This window comes from uncultured Tateyamaria sp., assembly GCF_947487805.1.
Classification (GTDB): domain Bacteria; phylum Pseudomonadota; class Alphaproteobacteria; order Rhodobacterales; family Rhodobacteraceae; genus Tateyamaria.
This window is the reverse complement of the sequence record NZ_CANKXW010000011.1, coordinates 126,670-146,500: the sequence shown is the minus strand read 5'-3', so window position 1 is coordinate 146,500 and position 19,831 is coordinate 126,670. Positions and strand designations below refer to the sequence as shown.

The window sequence follows — 19,831 nt, the reverse complement described above, 5'->3', positions numbered from 1 at the left end:
TGGCGCGGTTGACGGGGCTCGAACCCGCGACCCCCGGCGTGACAGGCCGGTACTCTAACCAACTGAGCTACAACCGCCCGCTGCGTTTCGCGGGTTTATGGCGCGACTTTGACGGCGTCAAGCAGGCTTTGCGCGGTTTTGCAAATAAATGGCCCGCCGACCCTCCGAGCCGACGGGAAATGCGCGCCGTTCCTTCCGGTACGCCCACCGCAAACCATTGCACTGCGCATCAGCCAAGGGGCGCGGGTGCAAAACACCGCCCGCAGGCACGTTCACTTGTCCGGCAGCGGGATGAACTCATCGTCGTCACCGGGGGGCAGCTGGAACCGGCCATGGGCCCAGTCGCCCGCACGCCATGCCTCCTTGGCCGCCTCGATCCGCTCCTTGGAGGAGGCCACGAAATTCCACCAGATATGCCGCGACCCTTCCAGAGTCGCCCCGCCCAGCATCATCAGCCGCGCACCCTGCGCGCCCGCTTGCAACGACATCGCATCGCCCGGACGGAACACCATCATCTGACCCGCATCATAGGTCTCGCCCGCGACCGTCACCGACCCGTCGACCACATAGACACCCCGGTCCTCATGGTTGTCAGGCAGCGGGATACGCGCACCCGCCTCAAGGACCGCGTCGGCATAGAACATCTCGGAGAACGTCTCCACCGGTGCCTTCTCGCCCCAGGCATCGCCAAGGATCAGCCGCACTTCCTTACCCTCGCCCTCCAGAAACGGCAAAGTGTCCTTGGCCGCATGCTGGAAATCCGCCGGATTGTCCTCCGCATCCTTGGGCAGTGCCACCCAGGTCTGAATGCCAAAAAGGTTGTGCGGGTTCTTGCGGATCTCGCCATCCGTGCGCTCGGAGTGGGTGATGCCGTGGCCCGCCACCATCCAGTTCACCGCCCCCGGTTCGATCCACTGATCGGTGCCGAGGGAATCGCGGTGATGGATCTTGCCCTTGTACAGATATGTGACCGTCGCCAGCCCGATATGCGGGTGCGGGCGCACGTCGATCCCCTTGCCGGTCACGAACTCCGCAGGGCCCATCTGGTCAAAGAATATGAACGGCCCGACCATCTGCCGCTTGGGCGCAGGCAGCGCGCGGCGCACCTCGAACCCGCCCAGATCACGCGCACGCGGCACAATCACGGTCTCAATGGCATCAACGGCATCGCCCTTCGGGCAATCAGGATCCAGCGCGGGGTTCCAACTCATGTCTCGGCGCTCCTTTTGTGGTGGCTGTTTCGTAAGATAGCGCAGGCGGTGACGCACACAACATCCAAAAATACAGGGCATTCGTGCAAATTCGCGCACACATCGGCCAGCCTTCGGTGGACATCCCCCTTCACCGCGGCCCGACAACAGCGTCGTGAAAGGTTAGCACTGCAGACGCAACGTGACCGCGCAGCGGACGCGCGCACGTGGTGCCGTCCGCTGGGCGCACCCATCAAGTCAGGGCATTCGTTGGACTTTGGTGGATCGTGAGAGGCTCGCACTCCCGACCCAGAGCAGCGCCGCAGGCGATGCGCGTCGGTCGGGCGCTGTGCCGCGCGCAACAGTCAGATCAACGATACAGCCGGTTTATGGTGGGTCGTGAGAGGCTCGAACTCCCGACATCTTCGGTGTAAACGAAGCGCTCTACCAACTGAGCTAACGACCCGCTGACAGCCTCTTAGCGCAAGGCGCGCACCGGCTTCAAGCCTCTTCTGACAGCAAGGTCTGCACACCGCCCGAGAGGTGATACACGACCCCCTGCCCGCCCGGCAGATCCGCAAATGCGCCCGGCGCAAGCCCCAGCGCGTGGCAGCGCAACATGCGCGACGTGATGCCATGGGTGACCAGCACAGCGGGGCCCGCCAGCGTCTGCAGAAATGCGCCCGTCCGCGCATATAGCGCCTCCAAGCCCTCGCCGCCCGGCGCATGGTCGTACCACGTCAGATCCGTGTCGTGGTCAAACAGATGCGGCGCTTGCCGCGCTATGTCAGTTCGAAGCGCACCGGTCCAAACCCCCATGCGAATCTCCACCAGGCGCGCATCCGTGATGATGTCATGACCAGGCCGGGCAATCCTCGCGGTCTCGAATGCGCGCCCCTGCGGGCTGGACCACACAGGCCAATCATCCGGCGCATGTGCCGCCAACAGCCGCGCCTGAGCAGCCGCCTGTGCGCGGCCCAGATCGGTCAGGGGGCTGTCGCGTTCACCCTGCATACGGCCCTCGCGGTTCCACTCGGTTTCGCCATGGCGCAGGATCATCAGGTCGGGATAGGTCATGGCCTTGGCTACTGCGCCACTCTGGCCACCACAAGGGGCAACAGCGTCTCCACCACCGCGCGCAACGCGGGCGCGTGGCGGGTGCGCGGATGGGTCAGGCACCACAGGGGCCGGGTGCGCACCTCCGGCCCCGTCGGGGACAGCCCCAGACAGCGCGGCACCCACGCGCGGCCAAGACCGGCCCGGACCGCGGCACAGACCGCCATCTGGTCCGACAGGCGCAAGCCGACCGGCAGACCGTTGTCCTGCGTCCACTGCGCCTGGGGCAGGTGCTGCATCTCGGGCACGTAGCCGATCCATTCCGGGCCGTCCCCTGCGACCACGAACGGCACATCGCACAGCTTGCGGGCGATGACGTCGCCGCCCGTCTCGGGCCGCGCCAGGCGCAGCGCGATGTCAGCCTCTCCGTGCAGCAGGTTGACGCTGTCATGCCCGCCTGTCGCAGACATGGCGATGGCGGGCCGTTCCAACTGCCAGCCGGGCAAAACCGGCAACAGCGCCGCCTCGATCAGCCACGGCACCGAAGTCAGGCGCACCGCCCCGCGCAACGCGCCCTGCCCGCCCATCGCGGCCCGCGCCTGCGCTGCCTGCCCTGCCATCGCGGCCGCGTGCTCTGCCACCACCGCCCCTTCGGCCGTCACCCCAGCCTCCGGCCCACGCCACAGGATCTGGCCCATGCGGTCCTCCAGACGGTGCACGTTCCGCGCCACCGTTGTCTCGTGCTGGCCTAGCACGCGGGCGGCGGCAGCAAAGCTGCCTGTCTCCACAACCGCGGCAAAGACCCGCAGATCGTCCCAGGACACATCCTGCATAAACGCAACCCCTTCCAGCAAACAGGGACATGTTACACGGATTTTTGCAGGTCTATAACGGGTTCGCACCTAAGCGGAGACATAGATGCCCTTTCTCATCCTGTTCGAAGACGCCCCTGACCACGATCACGTGCGCGCCACCTACATGGCCGATCATCTCGCATTTCTGACCGCGCACAAGGATCAGATCGTGTCCGCAGGCCCACTGTTTGATGGCGAGGAAGGCGCTGGCGGCGCTTGGCTTGCGGACGTGCCGGACGCCGATACCGCCTGGGCGCTGGTACACAACGACCCGTTCTGGCCCACGGGTCTCCGCAAATCCGTGCAGGTCTTGCGCTGGCACCAGGTCTTTTCAGACGGTGCCGTGACCTGATCCGGGACGCGCCTCGATGCAGCGTATCGCGCAGCTGGATTGATCTGTCCTTATCCACTCGCGTGATCCAGCGCCACCGCGCCGCGGTCGGGCATTCAGGGGCCCGGCAGACCGGCAATACGAGACAGGGAGAAATGGTGGGAGATAAGAGATCAGAACTCCTGCAAGCGTGCCGCGAAGTGGCGCGCGATGCCCGGCAGCGTGCGGCAAAGCCGTGCGCGAGAGGGACCCAGAGTGCCGCGCAGCGGCGCGCGTCGGTCAGGCTCTCAAGTGTCCCGGCGGGATCAGCAATTCAGAACGGAGAAAATGGTGGGTGATAAGAGATTCGAACTCCTGACATCTTCGATGTGAACGAAGCGCTCTACCACTGAGCTAATCACCCGCCAGCCCGCGCCTCTTAGCCAAAGGCGCGCGCACTGGCAAGAGCCGCCGGGCCAAAAATCATTCGGCGGCGGCATCCTTGGTGTCTGTCGTCACGCCCGTGTCCAGATCCTTGGGATCGGGTGCCGCTTCCAGCACGGGCAGGTCTTCGGATTGGCGGATCTTGGCGATCATCATCTTGCCCGACGGCAGTTTCTTTTCGCGGTTGATCTTCACTTTGCCCAGGGGCTGCAGGTTCAGCTCGCGCCCGTCCTGCAACGCGCTGCCCAGAACCGACAGCATCGCCTCGACAACGGGTTTGACGTCCTTCTTCTTCATCCCCGACTTGGTGACCACCGCATCGACCAGTTCCTTCTTGCGCATCATCGGGCCCGACACCACGGGCTGCGGCGCATCCACAACGACGGGCGCTGCCGTCTTGGACGTCGCGGCCTTGGTCGTTTTCGCCTTGGTGGTGGAGGTCGATTTGGTGCTGGTCTTGGTTGTACGGGTCGCCATGATATGCCTCTGCATTTGTTATATTTGCGCCCCGTTTACCGCGAAAAGGTGACTGATTCCATAAAAACAAAGTGGTTCCGCGCTTTTCTGACGATTGTGTCCAAAACTGCAACAATCTCAGGCACTGTTTCCACCGGACCGCGCACGGCGCAAGCGTACAAAGAAAAAGGGCGCGCAAACAACCGTTTGCACGCCCTTCTTAACTCGAAAACTCCAGGTCAGTGCGCCACAGCGCCTGCCCCGGTGTTGCGCGCCGCCGCCGCCGCCGCAGCCGCCGCCTCCTCGGCCGCCTCGTCCCATTCGATCGCCTCGGGCGACCCGACAAGGGCCCGTTCCAGCACTTCGGTGACATGGGTGACCGGTACAATCTCCAGCCCCTCCTTCACGTTGTCCGGAATGTCGGCCAGATCCTTTTCGTTCTCTTCAGGAATGAAAACGGTCTTGATCCCGCCGCGCAACGCGGCCAGCAGCTTTTCCTTGAGACCACCGATGGGCATCGCATTGCCGCGCAGGCTGACCTCGCCCGTCATCGCAATATCCTTGCGCACGGGAATCCCGGTCAGCACGGACACGATCGACGTCACCATGGCCAGACCAGCACTCGGCCCGTCCTTTGGCGTCGCGCCATCTGGCACGTGCACGTGGATGTCCAGCGTGTCGAACTTGGGCGGCTTCACCCCGATCTCGGGGCTGATCGACCGCACATAGGACGCCGCCGCATCGATGGATTCCTTCATCACATCGCCCAGCTTGCCCGTCGTCTTCATCCGACCCTTGCCCGGCAGCTTCAGCGCTTCGATATGCAGCAAATCGCCACCCACAGAGGTCCAAGCCAACCCGGTCACGACACCCACCTGGTCGTCCTTTTCGGCCAGACCATAGCGGTGCTTGCGCACGCCCAGGAATTCGTCGAGATTTTCGGGGGTTACGACAACCTCTTCAACCTCTTTCTTGACAATCTTGGTCAGCGACTTGCGTGCCACCTTGGCGATCTCCCGCTCCAGGTTCCGCACGCCCGCCTCGCGGGTGTAATACCGGATGATGTCATCCAGCGCCGCATCCTCCAGGGCAAACTCGGACTTCTTCAGCCCGTGGTTCTTGACCTGTTTGCCGATCAGGTGCTGCTTGGCAATCTCGCGCTTTTCATCCTCGGTATAGCCCGCCAGCGGGATGATCTCCATCCGGTCCAAAAGCGGCCCCGGCATGTTGTAGCTGTTCGACGTGGTCAGGAACATCACGTTCGACAGGTCGTATTCCACCTCAAGATAGTGGTCCACGAATGTGCCGTTCTGCTCCGGATCCAACACTTCGAGCATGGCCGACGCCGGGTCGCCCCGGAAATCCTGCCCCATCTTGTCGATCTCATCGAGCAGGATCAGCGGGTTTGTCGTCTTGGCCTTTTTCAGCGCCTGAATGATCTTGCCCGGCATCGACCCGATATAGGTCCGGCGGTGCCCGCGGATCTCGGATTCATCCCGCACCCCGCCCAGCGAGATGCGGATGAACTCGCGCCCCGTGGCCTTGGCCACCGACTTGCCCAACGACGTCTTGCCGACACCCGGAGGGCCGACAAGGCACATGATCGGGCCCTTCATCTTCTTCGAGCGTTGCTGGACGGCCAGGTATTCGACAATGCGTTCCTTGACCTTCTCAAGACCATAGTGATCGTTGTCGAGGATCCGTTCCGCCCGGCCCAGATCCTTTTTCACGCGGGATTTCACGCCCCACGGGATCGACAGCATCCAGTCGAGATAGTTGCGCACAACTGTGGCCTCGGCCGACATGGGCGACATGTTCTTGAGCTTCTTCAACTCGGCTTCGGCTTTCTCGCGGGCTTCCTTGCTCAGCTTGGTCTCGGCGACCTTGGCTTCCAGCTCGGCCACCTCGTTCTTGCCGTCCTCGCCGTCACCCAGTTCCTGCTGGATCGCCTTCATCTGTTCGTTGAGGTAATATTCGCGCTGCGTCCGCTCCATCTGGGATTTCACGCGGGTCTTGATCTTTTTCTCGACCTGCAAAACAGACAGCTCGCCCTGCATCAGGCCATACACCTTCTCCAGCCGCTCGCTCACGCTCAGCGTCTCCAAAAGGTCCTGTTTCTGATCGACCTCGATGCCCAGATGCCCCGCAACCAAGTCGGCCAGCTTGGCAGGCTCCGTGGTCTCGCCCACGGCGGTCAACGCCTCTTCGGGGACATTCTTCTTGACCTTGGCATAGCGTTCGAATTCCTCGCCCACCGACCGCAACAGCGCCTCGGTGGTGGCCATGTCACCGGGCATCTCGGTCAGATACTCGGCGCGCGCCTCAAAGAAATTGTCGTTGTCCAGATATTCGGTGATGCGCACCCGCGCCTGCCCCTCAACCAGCACCTTGACGGTGCCATCGGGCAGTTTCAGCAGTTGCAGCACATTGGCCAGCACGCCGGCCTTGTAGATGCCCGCGGCATCCGGATCGTCGATCGATGGATCGATCTGGCTCGACAGCAGGATCTGCTTGTCGTCGGCCATCACCTCTTCGAGGGCGCGGACCGATTTGTCACGGCCCACAAACAGCGGCACGATCATGTGGGGGAACACCACGATATCGCGCAACGGCAGCACCGGGTAAGAGGCGTTGAGTGGCTCTTGCATGCTCATTTCCTTATCATTGGCAAGACAGCGCGGCCCCGACATGCGGCAACCATGGTCTGTCTCCTCGGGTTCGGACTGTTGGATCTGTGCCCTCAGCCGCTCGATTTCAAGGTGTATCCTGACCTGCCCGCGACAAGGGTGCAATGGGATGCAGCAAACTGTCCCCAGATTTTTGCCACAACCTGTGGTAAACTTTGCGCCACAGGCCCCAATATGGGGCATTTTCCCCCGGCACATGCGTCAATCCGCCCGCACCTGTCGCCGGGGATGGCGGGCGGGGCGTCGTGGGGCGCGCAGCGTCACACGCGCGCCGGTCCCATTCTCACACCAATATGACCGCCGCCAATACCGACACTGCCAGCCATGTTGTCGAAATCACCGCCAATTGCATGATCGTCCCTCCAGTTCGTTCGACACAACATATGCCACAGGATCGCACTGCACGACGGGGGAATTCCTGACCATCGCTCCCCCGGCTCATACCCGCACATCCATCGACGCCGCGCGCGCCGCCGCCTGATCCGCCACCGCCTGCGCCCGCAAAGCATCCGCCAGCGCGGCCACCTGCCGGTCCGCCGCCGACGGCTCCGCCGGGGCCAGCGCCGCCGCCTTCACAACCTCCATTTTGTTGATTGTCGCCACCGGATCATCGGCCACCGGCGCCACATCGATCTGTACGGCCCCGCCCACGGCATAATTCCGCCCGTCCGGTCCCGCCTGATAGGTATAGCTTGGCGCAGAGGCATATTGCCCACCCACCCGCGCATGGGCCTGCTCATGGGCGCGCACTTCGGCGTCCCGCGCCCGCATCGCCGCCACAGTCTCCTGCTCGGCCTCCGTCAGCCCGGCCGCGTTGCGCTCCGCCACCTCGCGCTGGCGCGCCTGGATCATGGGCGCAACCACGTCCCACGCGCCACCAAGACTGTCCTGACCTGCATCCATCGCACGTACCTCCGCACGACGATCCTAGCCAGCGCCCGGTTAACAAAGCGTTGCCGCTCACAAAGGCGCGATATCCCCCTCGGCCCGCTCGGCATGGAACGCCGCCTGCCACGCGTCGAACCGCCCTTCGGCAATCGCCGCACGCATCCCCGCCATCAGATCCTGATAGTAGTGCAGGTTGTGCCAGGTCAGCAGCATCCCCGAAATCATCTCCTGCGCGCGGAACACATGATGCAGATAGGCCCGCGAATAGCCCCGGCAGGCAGGGCACCCACACGCCGCATCCAAGGGGCGTGGATCATCCGCATGGCGCGCGTTCTTGATGTTGACCACACCGCGCCGCGTAAACACCTGCCCCGTCCGCCCCGACCGGGACGGCAACACGCAATCCATCATGTCGATGCCGCGCGCCACAGCACCTACAATGTCATCCGGCTTGCCGACCCCCATCAGGTATCGCGGCTTGTCCACGGGCAACTGCTCGGGCGCATAGTCGAGACAGGCAAACATCGCCTCCTGCCCCTCGCCCACGGCGAGACCTCCCACCGCATACCCCTCGAACCCGATCTCTTTCAGCGCCTCGGCACTCTCGCCGCGCAGATCCTCCTCCAATCCGCCCTGCTGGATCCCGAAAAGCGCATGACCGGGCCGGTCCCCGAACGCCTCGCGCGACCGCCGCGCCCAGCGCATCGACAACTGCATGCTCGCCGCAATCCGGTCCCGATCCGCAGGCAGCGCAGGGCATTCATCGAAACACATCACGATGTCCGAGCCCAAGAGCCGCTGGATCTCCATCGACCGCTCGGGCGTCAGCGCATGTTTGGACCCGTCAATGTGGGATTTGAACGTCACGCCCTCCTCGGTCAGCTTGCGCAGACCCGCAAGGCTCATCACCTGAAACCCACCGGAATCCGTCAAAATCGGCCGGTCCCAGTTCATGAACTTGTGCAAGCCCCCCAACCGATCGATCCGCTCGGCGGTGGGGCGCAGCATCAGGTGATAGGTGTTGCCAAGCAGGATATCGGCCCCCGTCGCGCGCACACTCTCGGGCATCATCGCCTTGACGGTGGCGGCCGTGCCCACGGGCATGAAGGCAGGCGTGCGGATCTCGCCCCGCGGCGTGGTGATCACCCCGGTCCGCGCGCGGCCATCGGTGGCATTCAGATCAAAGGAAAAGCTGGTCATGCCGCCCTCATGGCGCGCCTGCGCAAAAATGCCAAGCCCCCACCGCAAGGCGCACCACAGATCCCTTGACCGTCCGCCGCGCGCCCACACATACTCGCCCCAATTGAATTCAGAGATTTTACATGGCGGATCTGCCCAGACAAAGTCCTTAGAGATGGCCGACAACCCGACTGACATTGACCGCATCAACGCACTGACAACAAATGCGCGCAACACATGGTTCGCCCTTCTGGGTGTTCTGGTCTTTATCGGCCTGACGCTCATGAGCGTGAAACATGTCGACTTCTACGGGGTCGACCGGGCGACCACTCTGCCCCTCGTCAACTTCGATGTTCCAACGCGGTATTTCTTTTTCGCAGCGCCCGTTCTGGTCGCCGCAATCTACGGGTACTTCCACCTCTATCTCATACGCCTCTGGGACGCGCTGAGCACGGCCGACGCACGGCACGCGGGTCGTCCTCTTGGCGACATCATCACGCCCTGGCTTGTCACGGACGCAGCCCTGCACCTGCGCGCCTCTCTGCGCAAGGACGCCTGTACAACGCCCCGCACCATGGAAAGCGCGGCCATGTTGCTCAATTTTGTCCTGGCATGGGCCTTCGGGCTGGTCATTCTCTGCTTTCTGTGGTGGCAATCCATGCCGGCGCGCGATCTTTTGATGACGTCCATCGCCGGCATCGCGCTCCTAGCCTCGATCCTCATCGGTGCGGCCAGTTTTGCGATGTCCTACACCCGGATGAAAACCAAAAGCGAGGGCAAACGCACGCGCCTTTTTGCGTCCTTCCCGGCCATGGTCGCACTTGTCGTGCTGTTGCCTGCCATTGCCGCGACCAGCAAGACGCGGACCGTCAGCAAACATCCCGAACGACTTGCGCCGCTGAACCTGCGCGACGAAAATCTGACCCATCGCCCCGAAGACTGGATCGAATGCGAATTTGCACGCCGTGATGCGTTAAAAAGCTTTGCCGACCGCGAGACCTTGCAGGTTGCCGAATTCGAGAGCTGGGAAAAGTCCAAAGTGGATGACTTTGAGGCCGAATGGCTCCGCCGCCGCGATGCGCAAATCGAGTCTATTGGCAGTCACGACATCTCTTGGGCAGATCTCCGAAACTCCGATCTGACCGAGGCATTTGGTGTCGGCCTGAAACTGCCGCCCAAGGAAATGTGGGCCGGTGCCACGATCTCCTTCGAGATGCTCGAAGGAACACGGTTCTTCGATACCCGGAATTGCCAAATGCTCTTGGCAGAACTGCCGCTGTCGCAAATGAGCCTGCGTGGCGCGCGTTTCAATGGTGTAAACTTCGCTGGCGGCGCTCTTGGTGGCGTAGACCTGTCCGAGGCCAGCCTTCAGGGGGCCGACTTGTCAAATGCAGACCTGCGTTATGCCGACCTGTCGGGCGCCGATCTCCAGGCAGCAGACCTGAGAAGCGCCGAATTGATCGGATCGACCCTGGCCCGCGCCAACCTGCGGGAGGCAAATTTGGTTTTTGCCCAGATGGCGACGGCAGATCTGTCTCGCGTCACAGCATCCGAAACCAATTTTGCCGGAGCAACGATGCCCCGCGTGAACCTGAGGCGCGCAAGACTGGAAAACGTAGTCCTGGTCGGCGCTGACCTCACAGGCGCAGTGCTCAGCCAGTCCCGCATTGTTGGCACCAAAGATAACCCAATTGACATGACCGGCACAGATTTTTCGAGCGTGCAGAACGATTATGGTGCGCTGCGGCACGTCAATCTGGAAAACGCCCTTTGGGACGTTACCACGGACTTTTCCACGGTATTTCTGGACGCATCCGTGCAGGTGCCCGACGGGTTCGCAAACCTCACCGAACGCCCGTGCCAATGGCTGAACGTGGAATTGAGCGATGAGGAATTTGAAGAGGTCTACATTTGGTGGGCGATCAGTTCCAATAACACCATTTCCGGTCTGTCAGGCCGATTACTGCGCCAGATGCTGCGCCTGCGCGGACAGGATCTGACCGGCAGCGATCGGCTGGCCGAACTCGGCCTGGCGGATTGCCAGGCGCCCCCGCTTGATGCACCAACGGCCGACGGCAACTGATCCCGCCAGCCGCCTTCGCGTTGTGGCCGCGCGCGCGGCTTGGTAGAGTGGCCATTCAACCAACGCGGGGATGCACCATGGACGAACTCAACTTCGGATGGGAGGAATGGATCGGCCTGCCCGACCTCGGCCTGCCCGCGCTCAAGGCCAAGATCGACACCGGCGCGCGCACATCCGCCCTGCATGCCCACGACATCGAAGTGTTCGGCCCCGCCAAAACCCCCAAAGTCCGCTTCAACGTCCACCCCATCGCGGGCAAGGACCACGTGGCCATCACCTGCTCCGCACCCATCCTCGACCGGCGCGAGGTGACGTCGTCGAATGGCGAGGCCGAACTGCGCTATGTCATCGAAACCACGCTCACCGTCGCAGGCCAGTCCTGGCCCATCGAAGTCACCCTGACCGACCGCTCGTCGATGACCTCGCGCATGCTGCTGGGCCGTCAGGCGCTGGCCGATCACATCACCATCACCGCCTCCGAAAAACGGCTCCAGCCGGATCTCAGCTACGACGTCTACCACTCCTCCGCCATGCGCAAGGTGGCCCCCGCCCGGTCCCTGCGCATCGCCGTGCTCAGCCGCGAAAACAACTACTCCACCCGCCGCCTCGTCGAAGTGGGCGAGGCCCGTGGCCACACGGTCGAGGTGATCGACACCACCCGCTGTTACATGGCCATCAACGCCATGGCGCCCGAGGTCCACTACGACGGCAAACGCCTGCCCCGCTATGACGCGGTGATCCCGCGCATCGGCGCCTCCATCACCAGCTACGGCACCGCCGTCATCCGCCAGTTCGAAACCACCGGCACCTACTGCGTCAACGGCTCCACCGGCATCACCGCCAGCCGCGACAAGCTGCACGCCCACCAGATCCTCGCCTCGCGCAAGATCGGCATGCCCACCACCGCCTTTGCCGCCTCCCCCAAGGACACGGCCAACATCATGGGCCTCGTTGGCACCGCACCCGTGATCGTGAAACTGCTCGAAAGCACCCAAGGCAAGGGCGTCGTGCTGGCCGAAACCAAAAAGGCCGCAGAATCCGTCATCGACGCCTTCCGCGGCCTGCGCGCCAACTTCCTTGTGCAGGACTTCGTCAAGGAGGCAGCAGGCGAAGACATTCGCTGCCTCGTGGTCGACGGCCGCGTCGTGGCGTCCATGAAACGCACCGGGGCCGACGGAGATTTCCGCTCGAACCTGCACCGGGGCGGGTCCGCCAAATCCGTGCGCATCAGCAAGGAAGAACGCGACACCGCCGTCCGCGCCGCCCGTGCCTTTGGCCTGGGCAAGGCCGGCGTCGACCTTTTGCGCTCCGAAACGGGCCCAAAAGTGCTCGAGGTCAACTCCAGCCCCGGCTTCGAGGGCATCGAGAACGCCACCGGCAAGGACATCGTGGGCCGCGTCTACGACATGATCGAAACCCGCGTGAAGCCACGGCCCGTGCGCAAGCGCGGCTAGGGTTCGGGCACACGCCCGTCATTGATCTGAACGTCGTATCGCACTATCTTCGTCACATATGTGAAACGCCCAAAGGTGCGCAGATGGACAAACCCTGGACAGACTCGCGGCGCATGATGGCCGCCTCACAGTTCTTTGCGCAGTTCGGACATCTCAGCCCCGAAGCGTTGAGCAAGATGCTGAACAACAAGGTGTCCGCATCCACGATCCGCCGCGACCGCGACAATTTGAAAAACAGCGTCGCGCCCTCCGTGGCCTCGGTCACCGCCTACCTCGCCTTGCAGAACCGCCCCGAGGAACTGGACCTGAACGACCCCGACGCGCTCGTCGCGCTGATGGAAGAGACGCGGCAAACGCGCATCGGCTTTTTCTCCAGGTTTCGCCCGGATCCCTATACGGCGGGCGAACGGCTGGCCTATCCCGACTTCTGGCCCCGCGCCTTGCAGCGGTTCGACGAAGGCGAATGGCTCAGTGTGATCGACATCGTCGAACCGCAGCTGACAGGTGCCGCGCTCAAGGCGTTCCGCAACTCGAAATTCAGCGCCATAGAACCCCAGCTGCGGCATCACCTGGCTATCGCGCATCTACAACGGGGCGACATAAAAAACGCCATCGACCACCTGCGCACGGGCCTGGCACTGCTGTGGAACACCAATTCGGATGCGCGGCGCGACACGCGGTTCCACCTGGCGACGGATCTCGCGCTCAACCTGATGTCACTGCCCTCCGCAATGAAATCCGATGACGAGGTGGTCAACCTCGTCATCCACGTGATTGAGGACCGCCTGCCACACCCCAAGATCGTCACCAACCTGCTTATCATTGCGCTGTCGCAGGATGGCAAATGGTCCGGCTATATCACTGGACGGCTTGAGGCGGCCATCGAAAGGTCACGCGACACACTGGACTTTGCCGTTGCTCTCACCACGATACTGGAGGATGAAGAGTTGAAATCCTACCACAATCATGATATGTTCAAACGTATCGAAGCCAGTTTGCGCAAGTACGCGCCATAGGAAAGGACCGCCCCGATGACACAGGCACGATGGCAGGGAATGCCCCGCGCGCCCATGGATCAGGACGACAAACCCAAGTCGAGCACCTGATCACACGTTGGCCAAACCCAACCCATACAAAGACACACGCACGATTCCCGTGCCTCGGTCACCGCCGCTGAAGTGGTGGCACAGGTTCGGTCGCGTCCTACCACGCCGCACCGGTGCCGCCCCCAACCCCACCAAATCGAACCGCAGCCTTGTTGGCGCTGTCCTGCTGACGGTCGGCCTTTTGGCGACCGCCGGTCTTGTGACCGCCATCATGCTCAGCCTTGCCAGTGGCACCATGCCCGCGCTCTGGACCTTTGCCGCGGTCCTGATCAGTGTGGGTTTGGCCTGGGTCGGATTGATCCTCATGCGCAGCATCGAGGGGCGTCTGTGGGCCTGCTTCTTTTCCTTTGCCACCGCCATACTCGCAACCTGGCTGGCCCCGGCCAGCGCATGGCCCACCGTTGCCGGGACAATTACCAACACAACAATAGATCTCGAAATAGGCGCTGCGGCCGACGGCACGGCACCCTGGGTTCTGGTGGCCGGCATGCTGGTTGTTGTGGTCGCGATCGCCGTGAACCGGCGGGCCTAGGCTGCGCCCCCTTTACCCCCCTCGCCGCTATCCCTATATAAACACTCAGGAACCACCACGGGGTCACCATGAACCAGCCGAATGAACAGCTCGAAGGCACGCCGCTGATTGCGCCGTCCTCCACCGATCACCCCCTGCACGAGGCTGTGGTCGAGGCCTGCCGCTCGGTCTATGACCCCGAAATTCCGGTGAACATCTTTGAACTCGGCCTGATCTATACGATTGATATCAATGCCGAAAACGAGGTGAAGATCATCATGACCCTCACCGCACCCGGCTGCCCCGTTGCGGGCGAAATGCCGGGATGGGTCGCCGATGCGGTCGAACCGCTGCCGGGGGTCAAGCAAGTGGATGTCGAACTCACCTGGGAGCCGCCCTGGGGCATGGAGATGATGTCCGACGAGGCGCGTCTCGAACTGGGCTTCATGTAATCCCACGCGCCTACAGCCGCCGCATCACCCACATCAACGCCCGTCTGCGCCGCGCCCGGCGTTTGCGCGCCTGCATCTGCTCTTTCATTTCTGCAAATGCGGCCTGCTCCTCCTCGTAGATGCTTTGCATTTCCAACGACTTGTAGGGATGTTTCATGTCTGGTCTCCTGTTCTGACCCCAATATGGCAGCCCCCGCGCCGCATTGTCAGAGGCCGGGTTCGCAGCTAGGCTTGCAAATATGCAAATCACCGACTGGACCGATTTCGGCCTCTTCACCGCCGTGGCACGCAATGAATCGCTCGCCGGGGCCGCCCGCGAAACCGGGCTCAGCCAGGCCACCCTGTCACGGCGCATGACCGCGCTCGAACAGCGCATGGGCCGCAGGCTCTTTGTGCACGGGGCCAGCGGCTACACCCCCACGACCGAGGGGCGCGCCCTGCTGGACCGCGCCAAGCGGATGGAGGCCGCCGCCCGCGACATCGCCCACTGGTCCGCCGAACAGACCGGCGCGCCGCGCGTGCGGATCTCGGCTGGCACCTGGACGACCGACCACCTCGCCCGCCACCTCGCGGACTACTGGACACCGCACGCGCCCTGGACCCCGGAGTTCGTCAGCTGCAATCGCGATCTGGACATCGAACGCCGCGAGGTCGACATCGGCGTGCGCAACCGCCGCCCCACCCATCCCTGGCTCGCAGGCCGCCGCACCGGACTGGTCGAACATGCGGCCTATGCCACAAGTGACCACGTCACCGGCTGGATCGGGCCCAGCGACGACACCGCCGCCCTGCCCTCCGAGGCCTGGACCGTCGCCCATCACGGCGCCGACATGGTCGCCGTCTCGAACGAGCCGCAGGTGCGCATGGCACTGGCCTGCTCCGGCGCGGGCCGCGTCGTGCTGCCCACCTTCGCGGGCGACCGCGTGCCAGAACTCACACGCGTCTCCGGCATCATCGACGCGCTGACCGCCGAGGAATGGCTGGTCTGTCACCAGGACACCCGCCACGACCCGCCGATCCGCGCCGCCCTCGACGCCCTTGCACGCGGCCTCACCCGCCCGCGCCCCTTGCAAGACCCCGGCCAAAGCCCTACCTTAACAGTCGGATAAACGAGGCCCCTCACATGTTTTCGATCCCCGGCAAGCAAGCCGTCAGCATCACCAACCGCGCCGCCACCCAAATCTCCAGACTGATGGAGAAAGAAGGCCATTCCGGCCTGCGCATCGGCGTGAAAAAGGGCGGCTGCGCGGGTATGGAATACACCATGGAATATGTCGACACGCCCGACCCCAACGACGAAGTGGTCGAACAGGACGGCGCACGCGTTTTGATCGCGCCCATGGCCCAGATGTTCCTCTTCGGCACCGAAATCGACTACGAGACATCGCTGCTGGAATCCGGGTTCAAGTTCAACAACCCCAACGTGGCCGATGCCTGCGGCTGCGGCGAAAGCATCTCGTTCAAGGGCGTCGACGAACTGGCCGCCGAACGCAGCAGCTGACATGGCCGTCTCGGACGAAGAGATCGAACACGCCCTCGACCTCTTTGCCGGGCTTGGCCCCCTCACCACCCGCAAGATGTTCGGTGGCCTCGCGATCTATGCCGACGGCGTGATCTTTGCCGTGTTGATGCGCGACGGCCGGTTGCTGCTCAAGGGCCAGGGCGAGATGCAGGCCCGGTTCGAGGCGATGGGGCTCGAGCGCTGGACCTATGCCCGCAGCGGCAAACCGCCCACCGCCATGCCCTACTGGCACCTCCCCGACAGCGCCCTGGACGACGCCGAAGAGGCCACCACACTCGCCCGCGCCGCGCTGGCGCACCTGTAGGGTCTTGGCCTCAAGAGGCGGGCCAGATCGGACGTATCCATCTGCTCGAACAACGGCGGCTGCGCGGGACGAAGCGAACCTCTATGACGATCTGAACCGCCCCTTATTTGCCGGAGCCCCAAAAGCAAGGATACTGGGTTATGGAAAAGAAGAACTCTGGAAAGCGATGTCCGGAAGAACTGCGTGCGCGTGCTGTACCCATGATCTTGGATCACGAGCGCGAATATCGAAGCAGGTCAGCTGCGATTTCATCGGTTTCGCAGACGGTTGGATGCCGTCGGTACAGCTTGCGCATCATATGACGACGCGCTTGCTGAAACGATGATCGGCTTGCGTGCTCATTTTCTCGCTCCTCATCTCGGCAGCCGGTCGACCCAGTCGCGCAGGGCGCGACCGATGGCTTCAGGGTGATCTTCCTGGACAAAGTGAACGCCGGGGCCGAGAAACACATCTTCCAGATTTGACGCGTTGGCCTTCACGTATTCAACGACCGGTGGCGGCATCAATGCACCTGGTGCTACGTGAAACATCAGCTTGGGCATATCGGTGGAATAGAGCCAGTCCCCATTGGCCGTGATCACTTCGGCGGTGTCCGCAGGCTCGCCAGCGATGGGTACTTGTCGCGGCCAGACCAAGGTGGGTTTGCGGCTTTCAGGCGTTGGGAACGGTGCACGGTAGTTGTCCAGTACCTCTTGCGAAAGCGGTGTTGCGACGGCCATCTTGCCCAAGACTTCTTCAACAAAGAAGTTGCCTTGCAAAACCGCTTCCTCGCCAGCGGGAGAGCGCAACATCCCAAAGAGTTGCGCACTTGGCTCCCCCATCGCCTCAAGGCTGGGGGCGGGAAGCGCAGGCGGGATGCCTGCTTCCATGAAGGCGACAGCTTTCACGTTGCTTTCGTTCAGACGCGCGTATCGCATCCCCAGGACCGATCCCCAGTCATGGATGACCAGGGTGATGTCCTGCAAACCAAGGGCTTCGATGAAACCATCGAGGTAGTCCGCATGGTCGGCGAACGTGTAGTCGATGTCAGGCTTGTCACTGTCGCCCATGCCGATGAGATCAGGTGCGATGGCGCGATGCGTGTCCGTGACAAACGGAAGGATATTGCGCCAAAGATAGGAAGACGTCGGATTGCCATGCAGGAAAAGGACCACTGGCCCATTGCCCTCATCGACATAGGCCATCTTTGAGCCGTTCACATCGACAAATTTTTTCTCAAACGGCATGTCTGCGGAAGGGGTAAACCCTTCGGCGAGCGCAGGAAGCGCCATTACGGAAGCGACTGCCGCAACGGTCCCTTGCAAAGCGGTACGGCGAGAAATCTTGAGGGTCATGTGTTGTCTCCTTGTAGGTCGTGAGTGGTGTATCAATCGGCCCTCGTGGCCAAAAACGTGCGCAGCTGACGCACGAGGGCGTCGGGCTCGTCGTCTTGCAGATAATGACGCGCTGTTTTGAACTCGGTGACGCCGGCCTGAGGCAAACGCTTCTTCCAGGCGGCCAATGCGCCGATTGGGATCAACGGGTCCTTCAGCCCCCAGAAGATTTGTGCCGGGCCGTCAAACCGTTCGACATAGGGGCCTGTCTCTTCGAGCAGGATCTTGGCCGCCGGATGCGCGGTGTTGGTCGGGATCATGCGCGGAAACGCCATGACACCGGCGCGCTCCGAACGGTTCCGGAAAATGTCGCGATAAGCCCGCTTCGCGGCACCCTGACGCTTTGTCGCGGTGGCCATAGTCATGACCTGCCGCTCAAAGAATCCCAAGCGGCGCACCATAAAGTCGCCAAGGCCCTTGGACCGCATCATGAGGAGCGGTGGTGGCAGTTTGAGCTTTTCGGGGTTCATCCCGTCGACCGGTGGGTAAAACCCGAATGTGTTCATCACCACCAGTGCCTTGATGCGCTCGGGATGACGTGCCGCGACGCCCAGGCCAATCGGGCCGCCCCAGTCCTGCATCACCAGGGTGATGTTATTGAGGTCAAGCCGGAGGACCAAAGCTTCGAGATGGTCGATGTGGGCCTTCAGCGTATAGGCGGCTTCGTCATCAGGTTTGTCAGACAGACCGAAGCCAATGTGATCCGGCACGACTATGCGACGCTCTGCCGAAAGCCCTTTCACCAGCGCCCGATACAGAAACGACCATGACGGGTTTCCGTGCACCGCAAGCACAGTGGAGCGTCCATTCTCCGCGCCCTCATCAAGGTAGTGCATCTGACCCATCGGCGTCTGAATGAAGTGGGACGCGAATGGATACTCGCGCTCAAGCCCCAGTTCTTTAATGCGTGGATGCACGGCTTTGGATGTGTCGAGCATAGGGGCTTCCGAACCAGGTTTGTTGCGTTGGTTCAGAAGTAGCAGCGCAATTTCGCAACATCACGGAGTATGTTTGCAGATAATTGGTGCGTTTTCGCGACGCACTCACGCCTCGCCAATCAGACGCTTCCGATGTTTGCGCAAAACGGCCTCTGCAAAGCCCATGAAGGCTTGGACACGCGCCGTCTGGCGCAGATCATTATGCGTAAGCAACCAGATGTCCCGGCTCTTGATGGGTGCCCTCTTGCCTGCGCGCTGCAGGTCCGGGTCGGCATCGCCAAACAAGCACGGCAGGATCGCAAGACCTATGCCTTCGCGTGCCGCCGCGTGTTGCGCCGGGATGGTTGGGAAGACGCCCCAAACAGGGTTGTTCGGAAACTCAGATGTTCGCACCCATTCCGGCGCACCTTGCGTCGCCGTCCCCCAGCCAAGCCAGCGATATGATCTTGGATCACGTGACAAATAGTCGGGCGTTGCATAGGCCGCCTCTGTATATGCATAAAGCCGTTTGCCCACCAAAGTGTCCGGCGGGTTGTTGTCCAGCCTCACGGCAAAATCCGCCTCGCGCCGCGCAACGTCCCGAATCGACAATGACGTATCAAAACGCAACTCGATTGATGGGTGTTGCGCGGTAAAACCTGGCAACTCCGGCATGAAGAGCACATTGAGCAACGGCTCGGGCATCGTGACGGTCAACGGACCGGCCAGTTCATCATCAAGGCCCGCGATGCTGCGCTCCGCATCAATCAATGCTTCGCCAAAAGTCTGTGCGACCCGGTACAGGGTCTCTCCGGCAGAGGTCAGAAGCAACCCGTCTGGCGTTCGGTTGAACAGGCTGGTGCCGAGGCTTTCTTCCAGCGACTCGATCCTTCGACCAACCGTGGTGTGATGGACACCAAGCGCTTCCCCCGCCGCACGAACCGTCTTGTGCTGGACAACGGCGCGCAGTGTTTTGATGTCTTCCCAGTCCAAGCCGTCCTCGCATTTTTGCACCATTTAGGTGCCAATACCCTACGTGATCTTG

At 62.5% G+C, this 19,831-nt stretch carries 20 protein-coding genes and 3 tRNA genes; 9 read left to right on the top strand and 14 right to left on the bottom strand.

All coding sequences use genetic code 11. The annotated features are described in order from the left end of the window. The 5 genes from Q0949_RS20455 to Q0949_RS20435 form a co-directional block, all read right to left on the bottom strand. Positions 1 to 77 (bottom strand) — tRNA-Asp (locus Q0949_RS20455). A 195-nt stretch (positions 78 to 272) separates the two neighbouring features. Next, complete coding sequence (locus Q0949_RS20450; RefSeq protein ID WP_299376916.1) at positions 273 to 1,211, bottom strand: pirin family protein; 939 nt, start codon at positions 1,209 to 1,211, stop codon at positions 273 to 275. Between the two features lie 369 nt (positions 1,212 to 1,580). Further along, positions 1,581 to 1,656 (bottom strand) — tRNA-Val (locus Q0949_RS20445). Positions 1,657 to 1,691: 35 nt separating this feature from the next. Continuing rightward, on the bottom strand, positions 1,692 to 2,267 hold the full coding sequence (locus Q0949_RS20440) for a histidine phosphatase family protein (RefSeq protein WP_299376913.1): 576 nt from the start codon (positions 2,265 to 2,267) through the stop codon (positions 1,692 to 1,694). Positions 2,268 to 2,275: 8 nt separating this feature from the next. Further along, complete coding sequence (locus Q0949_RS20435; protein WP_299376909.1) at positions 2,276 to 3,079, bottom strand: LysR family transcriptional regulator; 804 nt, start codon at positions 3,077 to 3,079, stop codon at positions 2,276 to 2,278. A gap of 85 nt (positions 3,080 to 3,164) precedes the next feature. On the opposite strand from Q0949_RS20435, the gene Q0949_RS20430 reads away from it, so the two are divergent. Next, positions 3,165 to 3,452: a YciI family protein gene (locus tag Q0949_RS20430; protein ID WP_299376906.1), complete on the top strand. Its 288-nt coding sequence runs from the start codon at positions 3,165 to 3,167 to the stop codon at positions 3,450 to 3,452. A gap of 307 nt (positions 3,453 to 3,759) precedes the next feature. Here the strand turns inward: Q0949_RS20430 and Q0949_RS20425 are convergent. From Q0949_RS20425 to tgt, 5 genes are all read right to left on the bottom strand, one after another. Then, positions 3,760 to 3,834 (bottom strand) — tRNA-Val (locus tag Q0949_RS20425). A gap of 59 nt (positions 3,835 to 3,893) precedes the next feature. Beyond that, complete coding sequence (locus tag Q0949_RS20420; RefSeq protein WP_299376903.1) at positions 3,894 to 4,331, bottom strand: HU family DNA-binding protein; 438 nt, start codon at positions 4,329 to 4,331, stop codon at positions 3,894 to 3,896. A 218-nt stretch (positions 4,332 to 4,549) separates the two neighbouring features. After that, positions 4,550 to 6,958: an endopeptidase La gene (gene lon / locus Q0949_RS20415; protein WP_299376900.1), complete on the bottom strand. Its 2,409-nt coding sequence runs from the start codon at positions 6,956 to 6,958 to the stop codon at positions 4,550 to 4,552. Positions 6,959 to 7,435: 477 nt separating this feature from the next. Then, a complete protein-coding gene (locus Q0949_RS20410; RefSeq protein ID WP_299376897.1) occupies positions 7,436 to 7,900 on the bottom strand; it encodes a putative metalloprotease CJM1_0395 family protein in 465 nt (154 codons plus the stop codon). A gap of 57 nt (positions 7,901 to 7,957) precedes the next feature. Further along, a complete protein-coding gene (gene tgt / locus Q0949_RS20405) occupies positions 7,958 to 9,085 on the bottom strand; it encodes a tRNA guanosine(34) transglycosylase Tgt (RefSeq protein WP_299376894.1) in 1,128 nt (375 codons plus the stop codon). A gap of 553 nt (positions 9,086 to 9,638) precedes the next feature. On the opposite strand from tgt, the gene Q0949_RS20400 reads away from it, so the two are divergent. The 5 genes from Q0949_RS20400 to Q0949_RS20380 all read left to right on the top strand — a co-directional run bounded on the left by Q0949_RS20400 (position 9,639) and on the right by Q0949_RS20380 (position 14,670). After that, complete coding sequence (locus Q0949_RS20400; protein WP_299376891.1) at positions 9,639 to 11,147, top strand: pentapeptide repeat-containing protein; 1,509 nt, start codon at positions 9,639 to 9,641, stop codon at positions 11,145 to 11,147. Positions 11,148 to 11,224: 77 nt separating this feature from the next. Further along, entirely contained in the window at positions 11,225 to 12,601 is a 1,377-nt protein-coding gene (gene rimK, locus Q0949_RS20395) for a 30S ribosomal protein S6--L-glutamate ligase (protein ID WP_299376888.1), read from the top strand. Between the two features lie 83 nt (positions 12,602 to 12,684). Beyond that, positions 12,685 to 13,617: a hypothetical protein gene (locus tag Q0949_RS20390; RefSeq protein ID WP_299376886.1), complete on the top strand. Its 933-nt coding sequence runs from the start codon at positions 12,685 to 12,687 to the stop codon at positions 13,615 to 13,617. A 139-nt stretch (positions 13,618 to 13,756) separates the two neighbouring features. Further along, positions 13,757 to 14,239, top strand: coding sequence for a hypothetical protein (locus tag Q0949_RS20385; RefSeq protein WP_299376883.1), 483 nt, complete (start codon positions 13,757 to 13,759; stop codon positions 14,237 to 14,239). A 68-nt stretch (positions 14,240 to 14,307) separates the two neighbouring features. Beyond that, entirely contained in the window at positions 14,308 to 14,670 is a 363-nt protein-coding gene (locus Q0949_RS20380; protein ID WP_299376880.1) for an SUF system Fe-S cluster assembly protein, read from the top strand. A gap of 10 nt (positions 14,671 to 14,680) precedes the next feature. Here the strand turns inward: Q0949_RS20380 and Q0949_RS20375 are convergent, their stop codons facing one another. Further along, on the bottom strand, positions 14,681 to 14,827 hold the full coding sequence (locus Q0949_RS20375; protein WP_299376877.1) for a hypothetical protein: 147 nt from the start codon (positions 14,825 to 14,827) through the stop codon (positions 14,681 to 14,683). An 82-nt stretch (positions 14,828 to 14,909) separates the two neighbouring features. Between Q0949_RS20375 and Q0949_RS20370 the strand changes: the two genes are divergently transcribed. From Q0949_RS20370 to Q0949_RS20360, 3 genes are read left to right on the top strand one after another with little or no spacing between them, the layout of a single operon-like run. Then, positions 14,910 to 15,779, top strand: a complete 870-nt coding sequence (locus tag Q0949_RS20370; RefSeq protein WP_299376874.1) for a LysR family transcriptional regulator — start codon at positions 14,910 to 14,912, stop codon at positions 15,777 to 15,779. Between the two features lie 14 nt (positions 15,780 to 15,793). Continuing rightward, entirely contained in the window at positions 15,794 to 16,171 is a 378-nt protein-coding gene (locus Q0949_RS20365; protein WP_299376871.1) for an iron-sulfur cluster assembly accessory protein, read from the top strand. Between the two features lies 1 nt (position 16,172). Continuing rightward, positions 16,173 to 16,496 (top strand): TfoX/Sxy family protein, encoded by a 324-nt coding sequence (locus tag Q0949_RS20360; protein WP_299376868.1) that lies wholly within the window; start codon positions 16,173 to 16,175, stop codon positions 16,494 to 16,496. Positions 16,497 to 16,849: 353 nt separating this feature from the next. Here the strand turns inward: Q0949_RS20360 and Q0949_RS20355 are convergent, their stop codons facing one another. From Q0949_RS20355 to Q0949_RS20345, 3 genes are all read right to left on the bottom strand, one after another. Further along, complete coding sequence (locus tag Q0949_RS20355; protein ID WP_299376865.1) at positions 16,850 to 17,830, bottom strand: haloalkane dehalogenase; 981 nt, start codon at positions 17,828 to 17,830, stop codon at positions 16,850 to 16,852. A 32-nt stretch (positions 17,831 to 17,862) separates the two neighbouring features. Then, the gene (locus tag Q0949_RS20350; RefSeq protein WP_299376862.1) at positions 17,863 to 18,807 is read right to left on the bottom strand and encodes an alpha/beta fold hydrolase; all 945 of its coding nucleotides are present in this window, start codon (positions 18,805 to 18,807) and stop codon (positions 17,863 to 17,865) included. 105 nt (positions 18,808 to 18,912) lie between these two features. Further along, positions 18,913 to 19,779, bottom strand: coding sequence for a LysR family transcriptional regulator (locus tag Q0949_RS20345; RefSeq protein WP_299376859.1), 867 nt, complete (start codon positions 19,777 to 19,779; stop codon positions 18,913 to 18,915). Between the last annotated feature and the right edge of the window lie 52 nt (positions 19,780 to 19,831).

Excerpts from the sequence above, each read along its gene's own strand:
- Q0949_RS20450 (WP_299376916.1), bottom strand. The coding sequence starts at position 1,211 with ATGAGTTGGAACCCCGCGCTGGATCCTGATTGCCCGAAGGGCGATGCC.
- Q0949_RS20440 (WP_299376913.1), bottom strand. The coding sequence starts at position 2,267 with ATGACCTATCCCGACCTGATGATCCTGCGCCATGGCGAAACCGAGTGG.
- Q0949_RS20435 (WP_299376909.1), bottom strand. The coding sequence starts at position 3,079 with ATGCAGGATGTGTCCTGGGACGATCTGCGGGTCTTTGCCGCGGTTGTG.
- Q0949_RS20430 (WP_299376906.1), top strand. The coding sequence starts at position 3,165 with ATGCCCTTTCTCATCCTGTTCGAAGACGCCCCTGACCACGATCACGTG.
- Q0949_RS20420 (WP_299376903.1), bottom strand. The coding sequence starts at position 4,331 with ATGGCGACCCGTACAACCAAGACCAGCACCAAATCGACCTCCACCACC.
- lon (WP_299376900.1), bottom strand. The coding sequence starts at position 6,958 with ATGCAAGAGCCACTCAACGCCTCTTACCCGGTGCTGCCGTTGCGCGAT.
- Q0949_RS20410 (WP_299376897.1), bottom strand. The coding sequence starts at position 7,900 with ATGGATGCAGGTCAGGACAGTCTTGGTGGCGCGTGGGACGTGGTTGCG.
- tgt (WP_299376894.1), bottom strand. The coding sequence starts at position 9,085 with ATGACCAGCTTTTCCTTTGATCTGAATGCCACCGATGGCCGCGCGCGG.
- Q0949_RS20400 (WP_299376891.1), top strand. The coding sequence starts at position 9,639 with ATGGAAAGCGCGGCCATGTTGCTCAATTTTGTCCTGGCATGGGCCTTC.
- rimK (WP_299376888.1), top strand. The coding sequence starts at position 11,225 with ATGGACGAACTCAACTTCGGATGGGAGGAATGGATCGGCCTGCCCGAC.
- Q0949_RS20390 (WP_299376886.1), top strand. The coding sequence starts at position 12,685 with ATGGACAAACCCTGGACAGACTCGCGGCGCATGATGGCCGCCTCACAG.
- Q0949_RS20380 (WP_299376880.1), top strand. The coding sequence starts at position 14,308 with ATGAACCAGCCGAATGAACAGCTCGAAGGCACGCCGCTGATTGCGCCG.
- Q0949_RS20375 (WP_299376877.1), bottom strand. The coding sequence starts at position 14,827 with ATGAAACATCCCTACAAGTCGTTGGAAATGCAAAGCATCTACGAGGAG.
- Q0949_RS20370 (WP_299376874.1), top strand. The coding sequence starts at position 14,910 with ATGCAAATCACCGACTGGACCGATTTCGGCCTCTTCACCGCCGTGGCA.
- Q0949_RS20365 (WP_299376871.1), top strand. The coding sequence starts at position 15,794 with ATGTTTTCGATCCCCGGCAAGCAAGCCGTCAGCATCACCAACCGCGCC.
- Q0949_RS20360 (WP_299376868.1), top strand. The coding sequence starts at position 16,173 with ATGGCCGTCTCGGACGAAGAGATCGAACACGCCCTCGACCTCTTTGCC.
- Q0949_RS20355 (WP_299376865.1), bottom strand. The coding sequence starts at position 17,830 with ATGACCCTCAAGATTTCTCGCCGTACCGCTTTGCAAGGGACCGTTGCG.
- Q0949_RS20350 (WP_299376862.1), bottom strand. The coding sequence starts at position 18,807 with ATGCTCGACACATCCAAAGCCGTGCATCCACGCATTAAAGAACTGGGG.